The 10174-nt window shown below is 65.9% G+C and carries 7 protein-coding genes; 1 reads left to right on the top strand and 6 read right to left on the bottom strand.

Annotated elements, in window-relative coordinates:
* Positions 1 to 173: 173 nt before the first annotated feature.
* The 6 genes from VGV07_RS26900 to VGV07_RS26875 all read right to left on the bottom strand — a co-directional run bounded on the left by VGV07_RS26900 (position 174) and on the right by VGV07_RS26875 (position 9636).
* Positions 174 to 536: a methylglyoxal synthase gene (locus VGV07_RS26900; RefSeq protein ID WP_326871813.1), complete on the bottom strand. Its 363-nt coding sequence runs from the start codon at positions 534 to 536 to the stop codon at positions 174 to 176.
* Between the two features lie 42 nt (positions 537 to 578).
* Positions 579 to 926, bottom strand: coding sequence for a DUF1801 domain-containing protein (locus VGV07_RS26895; RefSeq protein ID WP_326871812.1), 348 nt, complete (start codon positions 924 to 926; stop codon positions 579 to 581).
* Position 927: 1 nt separating this feature from the next.
* The gene (locus VGV07_RS26890; RefSeq protein ID WP_326871811.1) at positions 928 to 1227 is read right to left on the bottom strand and encodes a hypothetical protein; all 300 of its coding nucleotides are present in this window, start codon (positions 1225 to 1227) and stop codon (positions 928 to 930) included.
* Positions 1228 to 1349: 122 nt separating this feature from the next.
* Positions 1350 to 3770 carry a methyl-accepting chemotaxis protein gene (locus VGV07_RS26885; protein WP_326871810.1) on the bottom strand — a complete coding sequence of 807 codons (2421 nt, stop codon included), beginning with the start codon at positions 3768 to 3770 and terminating at the stop codon, positions 1350 to 1352.
* A 302-nt stretch (positions 3771 to 4072) separates the two neighbouring features.
* Positions 4073 to 6982 (bottom strand): methyl-accepting chemotaxis protein, encoded by a 2910-nt coding sequence (locus VGV07_RS26880; protein ID WP_326871809.1) that lies wholly within the window; start codon positions 6980 to 6982, stop codon positions 4073 to 4075.
* A 143-nt stretch (positions 6983 to 7125) separates the two neighbouring features.
* A complete protein-coding gene (locus VGV07_RS26875) occupies positions 7126 to 9636 on the bottom strand; it encodes a methyl-accepting chemotaxis protein (RefSeq protein ID WP_326871808.1) in 2511 nt (836 codons plus the stop codon).
* Positions 9637 to 9869: 233 nt separating this feature from the next.
* On the opposite strand from VGV07_RS26875, the gene VGV07_RS26870 reads away from it, so the two are divergent.
* Entirely contained in the window at positions 9870 to 10031 is a 162-nt protein-coding gene (locus VGV07_RS26870) for a hypothetical protein (RefSeq protein WP_326871807.1), read from the top strand.
* Positions 10032 to 10174: the final 143 nt, after the last annotated feature.

Genomic DNA, 10174 nt, shown 5'->3' with positions numbered 1-10174 from the left:
CGTCGATGACTGCGTCGAAGGACACCCCGCCCCCGTCCTGATGAAATCGTTCTTCTTCGCGGCTTGTGCCGGTTTTGCGGTCATCTGCGCATATGCACAAACACCGGTCAACCAAGCACCGCGTTTCGATTGGGGGCGGCTATTATAGGGTTGTGGAGACTTTGACCAGACGGTCAAAGCGCCGCGAGCACTGCGTCGGCCGTTCTGTGGTTTGGCGCCAACAGGATGTTGTAGAGCGTCGCCAGCCGCGTCAGCGATTTGATATCGACGTCATGCGGCATGGCGGTCAGCGGATCCTGGAAGAAGATCAGCGCATCGAGCCGCCCCTCGGCGATCATCGCGCCCAGTTGCGCATCGCCGCCCAGCGGCCCACTCAGCAGCCGCGTAACCGGCAAGCCGGTGCCGTCGGTGACCCGTCCGCCGCTGGTACCGGTGCCCCACAGCTCATGCAGAGCGAGCTTGTCGCGATTGAGCTTTGCCCAGGCGACCAGTTCGTCCTTCTTGTCGTCATGCGCCACGAGCCCGATACGCGCCATGGGGAAATCTCCGAACCAATCGTCGGAGGTTTTCTGCACGGCTCACGCCTTGAGCGCAATGGCCTCGGCAAGCAGGATCGCGATCTCGTCTTCGGGGATCGGCGTGCCCGGCTCGAACCGGATGAACCGCACCTGCTTGCCGTCGCCCTCGAGCAGCGGCGAGCTCAGCTGCCGGCCATGCTCGAACACCAGCGACACATGATCCTCCATCGGAAAGATGGCGCAGACGAACCCCGCCGTCGGATGCCGATAGTTGACCGAGCCCCAGCCCAGCCGCGCCTTGGCGTCGAGATCCGGCCGCACCGAAAGCAGTGTCAGGGCAAGCTGCTGGGCGAGGTCGGCGACGGGCTGCGGGAAGGACCGCACGATCTGCAGGAGGTCGGCGACCATTTCAGTCGACCGAGAGTCGGATTGTACCATGGCTCATCTCGAGGCCCATGGGATCGATCATGGTCATGGCCTCGCTCTGGGCCATCTCTTCCATGATTTTTCCGCTGGCCGCCAGTGCTGCTTCATGCGTCTGCCAGAACACGATGTCGACAAAGCTGCCGTCGTCGCGTTCGGCGAGGTGGCGCGACACGAATCCGGGCTGCCGCTTCAGCCAGTCACTGATCGCCGCATTGGCGTCGATGAACTGCTGGCCGCTGCCGCGGGCGAGCCGAAAGGTGACGAGCTCGAGTGTCTGGGTCATCAACAAAACCCTCTCCCTGTAACGTGGGGAGAGGGTTTCGCATGGATCACCTGACACCTGATGTCAGGGTTACCGCGGGCGGCTTAGAATTAAGCCGCCCCGACGCGGCGGCATCTGGCGGATCAGAATTCCGCCCAGTCCTTGTCGATCGCGGCACTGCCCTGGCTGAGATACGAGCTCGCGGCCTTCTTCACCCGCTCCTGCAGGCCCTTGATGCCGCGCGCCGGCGGCGCCACCTGCACCACCCGCTGCGGCGCGGCGCCCGAGATGGTGAAGATGTCGACGATCCGGTCGAGCTCGTTCACCTGCCCGTCGGTCTGCTCGATCGCGGCGTTGGTCTCCTCGACCAGCGCCGCATTGTGCTGCGTCATCTCGTCGAGCTGGCGCACCGCGGTGTTCACCTCTTCGATCGCCGAAGCCTGTTCGCGGCTGTCGCGCGCTATGCCGTCCATCAGCTGGTTGCTCGAGCGCGCCGCTTCCAGCATGGCGACGAGCCGCGCGGCCGCGTCGGCCACCAGCTTCGAGCCGGTCTTCACTTCGGTGCCCGACTGCTCGATCAGTGCCTTGACCTCGCTCGAGGCGCTGGCCGCCGACTGCGCGAGGCGCCGCACTTCCACCGCCACCACGGCAAAGCCCTTGCCGGCATCGCCGGCCCGCGCCGCTTCCACCGAGGCGTTGAGCGCCAGGAGGTTGGTCTGGAAGGCGATGTCGTCGATCAGTCCGATGATATTGGAAATCTTGGCGGAGGATTGGGTGATCCGCTCCATCGCCGCATTGGCGTCGCCCATCACCTGGCCCCCCTCTTCCGCGGTGCGGGTGACGGTGCTCGCCACTTCGCTCGCCTCGCGGGCCCGCTCGGCGTTCTGCAGCACCGTGGTCGAGAGCTGCTCCATGGCCGCCGAGGTTTCCTCGATCGTCGCTGCCTGCTTGGTGGTGCGCTCCGAGAGATCGTTGGCGCCCGAGAGGATTTCGCCGGTCGCCGTCTTCAGCGAGCGCGAGGTTTCCTTGAGCTGCCCGACGATGTGGCTGAGCTTGTCACCCACCGCATTGGTGTCGTCGCGCAACCGGGCGAAGGCGCCCTCATACTGGCCTTCCATCCGCTTGGTGAGGTTGGTATCGGCCAAAGCCGCCAGCACTTCACCGGTCTCGCCGAGGCCTCGATCGACAGTGGCGACGAGGTTGTTGATCGAGCCGGCAATGGCATTGAGCTCGCGATCGGGGAACTCGGTCTCCACCCGGCGCGAGAAATCGCCGGCCACCGCCGCGTCCACCACCTGACCAAAAGCCTTCTGCAGTTCGGCCATCATGGCGCTGCGGGCCTCCTGGTCGCGGATGATCCGCGCGGCGTCCGCCTCGGTCATCTCGGCCACCTTCAGGCCGTTCTCGCGGAACACCTCGACCGCCTTCGCCATGTCGCCGATTTCGTTGCGCATCGCCCCGAACGGCACTTCGACGCTGTAGTCGCCATCGGCGATCTTGCGCATCACTCCGGTCATCTTGCTGATCGGCTTGGCAATCGCAGCACCGAGCCAGGCAAAGGCCAGCAGACCCAGCGCGAAGATCACCACGCCGCCGATCAGCAGGTTGAGGAGTTGCGCCTCGGAATCGGCGAGCAATGTCGCCTGCGGCACCGCGACGACCACCGTCCACGCCGCATCGGCGCCCGGCAGGTCAACCTTGCGGGCATTCATCTTCCAGGTCTGGCCGGCAGCTTCGCCGGTCGACGAGAAAGTGTCGGAAGAGGCCATGGCGGTCAGCGCTTCGATTGCCCAGGGCTCGGTCACCTCGGTGCCGATCAGCTTGGGATCGGGGTTCAGCACCCAGACATTGCGCTGGTTGATGATGCCCATGAAGCCGTTGCCCATCGGCGGCTCCGTGCCGAGTTTCTGCGCCAGCACCGCCGAGTCGAAGGCGACGCCGCTCATGCCGACGGCCTTGCCCGACGGATCTTTGATGATGTTGGTGAAGCTGGTGTAGAGCTTGCCCTCGATATTGTCGGGCCCCGAGATTGCGGCGACACCCGCCTTCAGCGGTCCGGTGAACCAGCTGTCGAAGCCCGCCGGGCTGTCGAGCGAACCATAGCCGATCGTGCCGTCCGCCTTGTTCTCGGCGAGAATGCCGACATGGTTGCCGCTGATCAGGAAATGCGAGCCGGCAAAGGTCGGCCGCGCATAGAGCGCCGACTCCGGCGAGAACATCATGTAGACGCCCAGTGCCCCCGGCAGGCTCGCCAGCTGCTTGGTGACGATCGTGCCATAAGTGGTCGGCGACGTGTCGTGGTTGGCGAGCAGCGCTTCGGCGGTGCGCGCCGTCGAATCGGCCGCCACCGCAAAGCCGGTGAGGAACGTCTTGATCGACTCGGCTTGCGTTTCGGCCAGCCCACCGACCACTTCGTCGGCCTGCGCCAGGTCCTGGGCGCGGTTGCTGGTAACGACATAATAAAGCGATGCGCCGATCGCGACCGTGAAAATGGCGGCGGCGGCAAGAATGATTGAGCCCCGAAGCTTGAGCGACGGGAGCTTGAACTTGGTCTTGGCGGGCATGGAGGGGTCGTAGTCCTTCTGGAGTGTCGACGAACTGAAATGCGTCCTGCGTCTCACTCGCGATCACAGCATGTCAGCGTTAACATCGCGTCAAATGGCGATGTCTCCAGGGGCAAAACATCGGCCTTCTTGCTCGTGGCGCCATCGCCAAACGGAGGTCCCCGCTTTCGCGGGGATGACCCGGTGAATAAGGACCGAAAGGGGCCACGGCCGCCCTACCCCCCGGCAGCGCAACGAACCACGGAGTCATTCCCGCGAAAGCGGGAACCTCTGTTTCTTGCAAGTTGCACGAAACGGCGCCGTCAGGCTGCCCGCGACCTCTGGCCGCCGGCGCTGGGCTCGACGGTGAAGATGTCGGCAATACCGTCGACTTCACCGGCCTGCGCTTCGGTCTGCTCGATCGCCGCGTTGATCTCTTCGACCAGCGCCGCATTGTGCTGCGTCATTTCGTCGAGCTGCCGCACCGCGGCGTTGACCTCGTCGATCGAGCCCGCCTGCTGCCGGCTGTCGGCGGCGATCGCCGCCATCAGCGCATTGGAACGGCGCGCCGACGTCAGCATGGTTTCAAGCTTGTCAGCCGCCTCGGCCACCAGCTTGGTGCCGCCTTTGACCTCGGCGCCCGATTGCTCGATCAGCACCTTGACCTCGCTCGAGGCCTGCGCCGCCGATTGCGCCAACCGCCGCACCTCGACCGCCACCACGGCAAAGCCCTTGCCGGCCTCCCCCGCCCGCGCTGCTTCCACCGAAGCGTTGAGCGCCAACAGGTTGGTCTGGAAGGCGATGTCGTCGATCATGCCGATGATGTTGGAAATCTTCGCCGATGACTGGGTGATCCGCTCCATCGCCACATTGGCCTGTTGCATGACCGCGCCGCCCGCCTCGGCGGTCCGGCTGACGTCTTCGGCCACGTGGCGCGCATCTTCGGCCTTCTCGGCATTGGCGCGCACCGTGTCGGCGAGCAGCGTCATCGCCGCGCTGGTCTCCTCGATGGTCGCCGCCTGCCGCGTCGTCCGCTCGCTGAGGTCGTTGGCGCCCGAGAGAATCTCGCCCGTCGCCGTCTTCAGCGAGCGCGAGGTCTGCTTCAGCGTCATCACGATCTGGCTGAGCTTTTCCGCCACCTCGTTGGTATCGTCACGCAACTGCCCGAGCGCGCCTTCGTAGCCGCCCTCGATGCGGTGCGTCAGGTCGGTATCGGCGAGCGCCGCCAGCGCCGCGCCGGTATCGCCGATGATCCGCTCGACCGTTTCGACCAGCGTGTTGACGCTGCCCGCCAGCCGGTTGAGTTCCTCGTCGGCAAAGCGGGTCGCCACCCGGCGCGAGAAATCGCCTGAGGTCGCCGCATCCACCACGTCGCCAAAGCTCTGCTGCAGGGACTGCATCATCTCGGCCCGTTCGGCGCGGCGCTGCTCCAGCGCCAGCCGCTCGTCCTCGGTCAGCTCCTGCACCTTGAGCGCATTGGCCCGGAACACCTCGATATTGCGCGCCATCGCGCCGATTTCGTTGCCGAGCTTGGTGTAGGGAATGGCGGTTTCGAGATCGCCGCTCGCCACCAGCCGCATGCTTTTCGACAGTGCCGGTACCGGCCGCATCAGCCGCGACGCCGCGAACACCGAGAGCGCCCCGATCACCAGCACCGCCACCGCGCCGACCAGCGCCAGCAGTTGCAGGCCTTCGCTTGCGGTCGCATCGATCTCGGCTTTGGGGATGCCCACATAGACCAGCCCGATCACCTCGTTGTTGAGGTTCTGGATCGGCCGATAGATGGCGTAGTAGGGCACGCCGAGCACATTGGCCTCGCCCTGGTAGGTGCCGCCGGCAACCACCACCGGATAGGCCGCGCCGTCGCGCGCCAGCGGCGTCTCGAGGATGCGCTCGCCCTTGTCGTCGAGGATCGTGGTCGACTTGCGGATGAAATCCTGGGTTTGTGCGTCGAACACGAACAGCGTCGCCGTATCGCCGGTCACCCGCCCGATCGTATCGATCAGGTCGTGGTTGCGGAATTTCGGCATTGCCTTGGCTTCGATCTTTTCGAGCTCGCCCGCCTCGTTCCAGAAGATATCGGAGTTGGGCAGGTTCACCTCGAGGATCGCCGCCGCGATCCGGAGATCCGCCGCGAGCCGCTGGTCGGCGGTGTCGCGCGTATTGGCGGCCAGCATCGTCCACACCGCGAACAGCACCGTGGCGATCGCCACCGTGACGGCGAGAAACACCATTGCCGAAATCGTCGTGGTGAGCGTCAACCCACCCTTGCCCTGCGAAGAGGTCGTGGCCATTCTAGCCCCCATGTCGCCGCGGCTTTCGTGCCCGGCATCCCCGCTCATCCCTGCCGCCGACGATAGGGAAGCTTCCTTAATCCAGCGTTGACCCAGCCGGCCAAGCCCGAACCAGGCGCTCACCCCGACAAGCAGCGCCAGCACGGCGCTGACCCCGCCGATCCAGTTGAGCCGTGCTCCTGCCTCGGCAATCCGCTGCTCCAGCACTTGCCGCATGTCGGCGCCGGAGGACTGGCCGAGCGCCAGCGCCGCGTCCTGGAACGCGTCATGCGCCGCATCGAGCCCGGCCCAGTCAAAAGCCGATCGCGCCTTGGCATCGGGGATCGCCGCGATGCCCGTCGCCACCTGGTCTGCCAGCGCCGTCGCTGCCGTCGTGTAAGCCTTGCCCGCAGCCGTCGCGTCGCCCTCGGCGGTCGCCGCCCGGAACTCGGCCAGCACCTCTTCGAGCCGCGCCAACTCGGCCGGCTGCACCGCCACTGCATAGCGTGTTGCCTGCATCAGCGCCGGCGACAGCGGCGCCGCGTTGGCCGCCTGCGGCACCTCCAGCAGTTGCTCCGCCTTGGGGTCGGCGCTGAGCCCGGAACTGTCATGGATGCGCTGCACCAGCATGGTCGCGGCCTGGCGCGCCGCTGCCGGATGCGCCCCGGCCCCCAGTTCCGCCTTCAGCGCGTCATAGGCCCGTGACAACGAGGCCGTACCGAATGTCGCATCGCCGCTCCGGGCTGCCGCGGCCAGCGCCGGATCGGCCGCCGGCAGCGCGCCATCCCGGGCGAGCCCCACCAGTTCCGGCAGCACCAGCCCGGCATAGCGCACCCCATCGGCCTCGCGCTGCGCCGCGTCGATCTGGGCTGTCGTCTGCGACCCCAGATAGAGTCCACCGGCGAGCGGCACGGCACCGATGACGATGGCGGCTATGGTCCGGGCGAGTCTGCGCATCATTGTCCCTTCTGGACGTTACGCGGGGCCATCGGTCCCGCGGCTGGATCATTTCACCGATGAGTTGAACCACTGCGACCACCCCACCCGCGGGTGGGCCAAACCGGGCGAGCCACCAGGCCGGTGCAATCCAATCTTGAAAGCCCCTAGAACTCGGCCCAGTCCTTGTCGACCGCGGCATTGCCGTGGCTAAGATACGACTTGGCGGCCGTGCGCACCTTGTCCTGCAGCGCCCGGATCCCCTTGGCCGGCGGTTCAGCAGCCCGGGCCGGCGCTGTATCGCCAGTGCGGAACACCTCGACGATCCGGTCGAGCTCGGTGGCCTGCGCCTCGGTCTGTTCGATCGCCGCGTTGGTTTGTTCGACCAGCGCCGCGTTATGCTGGGTCATCTCGTCCATAGTGCGAACCGCCGCGTTCACCTCCTCGATCGCCGAGGCCTGCTCCTGGCTGGCCCGCGCGATCGAATCCATCAGCTCGCTCGACGAGCGCGCCGCCACCAGCATCGCCTCGAGCTTCTGCGCCGCTTCCGCGACCAGCTTCGAGCCGCCTCGAACCTCGGTCCCCGATTGCTCGATCAGCGCCTTCACTTCGCTCGAAGCGCCGGCCGCCGATTGCGCCAGCCGCCGCACTTCGACGGCCACCACGGCAAAGCCCTTGCCGGCATCGCCGGCCCGCGCTGCCTCGACGGAAGCGTTGAGCGCGAGGAGGTTGGTCTGGAAGGCGATGTCGTCGATCATCCCGATGATGTTGGAGATCTTGCCGGACGAATGGGTGATCCGCTCCATCGCCTCGGTGGCCTGGTGCATCACCTGCCCGCCATCTTCGGCGGTGCGGGTCACCGTCGCCGCGACGCTCGAAGCATCCTTGGCCCGTTCGGCATTGGCCAGCACCGTGCCCGACAGCTGTTCCATCGCCGCCGAGGTCTCCTCGATCGTCGCCGCCTGCTTGGTGGTGCGTTCGCTCAGGTCGTTGGCGCCGGACAGGATCTCGCCCGTCGCCGTCTTCAGCGAACGCGAGGTGCCCTTGAGCTGCCCGACGATCTCGGTCAACCGCTCGGCTACCGCGTTGGTGTCGTCCTTCAGCCGGGCGAAGGCGCCGCTATACTGGCCATTTACCCGATGGGTCAGATCGGTCTGGGCCAGCGCCGACAGCACGTCGCCGGTCTCGATCAGCCCGCGGTCGACCGTCGCCACCAGCTCATTGACCCCATGCGCCAGGGCGTTGAGCTCACTGTCGGGGAACTCGGCCTCGACACGCTTTGAGAAGTCGCCCGAGATCGCTGCGTCCACCACTTCGCCGAAGGCCTTCTGCAGTTCCTGCATCATGGCGGTACGTTCGACCCGGCGCTGCACCGAAGCCGTCCGCTCGCCTTCGGTCATTTCGGTGACCTTGAGCGCGTTCTCCTTGAACACCTGCACGGCCTTGGCCATGTCGCCGATCTCGTCGCTGCGCCCGGCGCCCTTCACCTCGGTGTCGAGCTTGCCCTCGGCCAGCGCCCGCATCGTCTCGGTGAGACGGCTGATCGGCTTCGAAATGCTGCGCGAGAACAGCAAACCCACCACAGCCGCCAGCGCCAGCAGCGCCGCGCCGATCGCCAGCATGGTGTTTCTCAGCTGCGCTACCGGCGCAAACGCCTCGTCCTCCGAGATGGTGGTGACCATCGCCCAGGTCGTGCCGTTGAATTCGACCGGTGTGGCATTGGTCAGCATCCGCATGCCGCGATAGTTGGTGGTGACGCCATTGGCGGTATTGCCCGCCAGGGCCGCTTCGACCACCGGGTTGTCGTAGGCGAGGCTGAGCGTGTCGTCGCCTTCGGAGAACACCGAATCCGAGCGCAGCAGCTTGTCGGCGCCGACGTAAAAACTCTCGCCGGTCTGGCCGAGCTGCGTGTTGTCCTGCAGCATCTGGTTGATCGGGGCGACCGGCATCTCGATCGCCATGACCCCCATCAGCTTGCCGCGCACGTCGATGATCGGGGTGGCGATGAAGCTCGCGGGCGAGCCGGCGATGGCATAGACCGATGCATCCTCATAGACCACCTGCCCGCGCTCGGTCAGCGCCAGCGCCTTGCGGAACGCTCGCCCGAGCCCGCTGTCGGCCATGTCGCCGCCCTCGGCGAAGTTCGACGTGAAGTCGTCGTTCTTCATCACCGAGTAGACGAGGTTCCCCGCCGTATCGAACATGTAGAGATCGCGATAGCCGCGCAGTTCGAGCTGGCGGCGGAAGGTCGCCTGCACCTTGTCATGCGTGGTGTCGTAATTGGTGCGGCCCTTGTCGTTGATGTCGAGCAGCTGTCGCTGCCCCGCCGGATGCGGGTTGTTGGTAATGAATGCCTCGCGCAGCACCACCACCGGGTCGCCGGGCGGGGTGGCTTTGGCAAAGCTCTTCCACGCAATGGCGAAATCGCGCGCTGCGTTCACCGCGCTGTCGGTAGCCGCGCTGTTCACGAGATCGGCTTCGATGGTCTTGAGATAGGTGGCGAACTTGTCGGCATGGCTCGAGGCCACCGTCTGCATCTGCCGCGCGCTCATGTCGGCGACGATGCCCGAACCGATCACATAGCTTCCGAGCCCAACGCCGACGCTCACCAGCAGCGCCGACCCCACCACTGCCAATGGCAGTTTCTGGGCAATCTTGAATTTCGGAAGCCAACCCATGCGAAAAATCCCCCAAGTAATTGGTCTTCCGGGGGAGCGGCAATCCTGCCGCAGCGAAACGGAAGCATTCGGCTCCCGCTGTTCACGTCGCCTCATCCCCCCAAGGCCCGTGCACAACACCGCGAAGACTAGGCACGGCGCCTTAATTTCTGATTACGGAATGTCGCGTAGCGCGGTCAGCATTTGCAGGGCGAATGTCGCTGCGTGTTGCGACAAGAAGAAACGGCCCGCAGATGCCCTCTTCATTGCTGACCATCTATCACCGCAGCTTTGCCGAACTCGATGTCATGGGGCGTTCTGTGGCTGCTACCCTCGGCTCCGAGCGGAAGAAGTGGCGCAACGCCGAGACAGCCCCCGCACCAGAACTCGGCCCGGTCCTTGTCGACCGCGGCTGAGATCCGACTTGGCCGCCGTGCGCGCCTTGTCCTGCAGCGCCGGATGCCCTTGGTTGCGGATCGCCGCGCTGGTTGCTCGACCAGCACCGCGTGGTGCCGGGTCATCTCATCCACCAAAAGCAAAGGCCGCCCCGGGGGCGGCC

It is taken from the genome of Devosia sp. (assembly GCF_035944845.1).
GTDB lineage: Bacteria > Pseudomonadota > Alphaproteobacteria > Rhizobiales > Devosiaceae > Devosia_A.
This window is presented reverse-complemented; position numbering and strand designations above follow the sequence as displayed.

Excerpts from the sequence above, each read along its gene's own strand:
- VGV07_RS26900 (WP_326871813.1), bottom strand. The coding sequence starts at position 536 with ATGGCGCGTATCGGGCTCGTGGCGCATGACGACAAGAAGGACGAACTG.
- VGV07_RS26880 (WP_326871809.1), bottom strand. The coding sequence starts at position 6,982 with ATGATGCGCAGACTCGCCCGGACCATAGCCGCCATCGTCATCGGTGCC.
- VGV07_RS26870 (WP_326871807.1), top strand. The coding sequence starts at position 9,870 with ATGCCCTCTTCATTGCTGACCATCTATCACCGCAGCTTTGCCGAACTC.
- VGV07_RS26890 (WP_326871811.1), bottom strand. The coding sequence starts at position 1,227 with ATGACCCAGACACTCGAGCTCGTCACCTTTCGGCTCGCCCGCGGCAGC.
- VGV07_RS26895 (WP_326871812.1), bottom strand. The coding sequence starts at position 926 with ATGGTCGCCGACCTCCTGCAGATCGTGCGGTCCTTCCCGCAGCCCGTC.
- VGV07_RS26885 (WP_326871810.1), bottom strand. The coding sequence starts at position 3,770 with ATGCCCGCCAAGACCAAGTTCAAGCTCCCGTCGCTCAAGCTTCGGGGC.
- VGV07_RS26875 (WP_326871808.1), bottom strand. The coding sequence starts at position 9,636 with ATGGGTTGGCTTCCGAAATTCAAGATTGCCCAGAAACTGCCATTGGCA.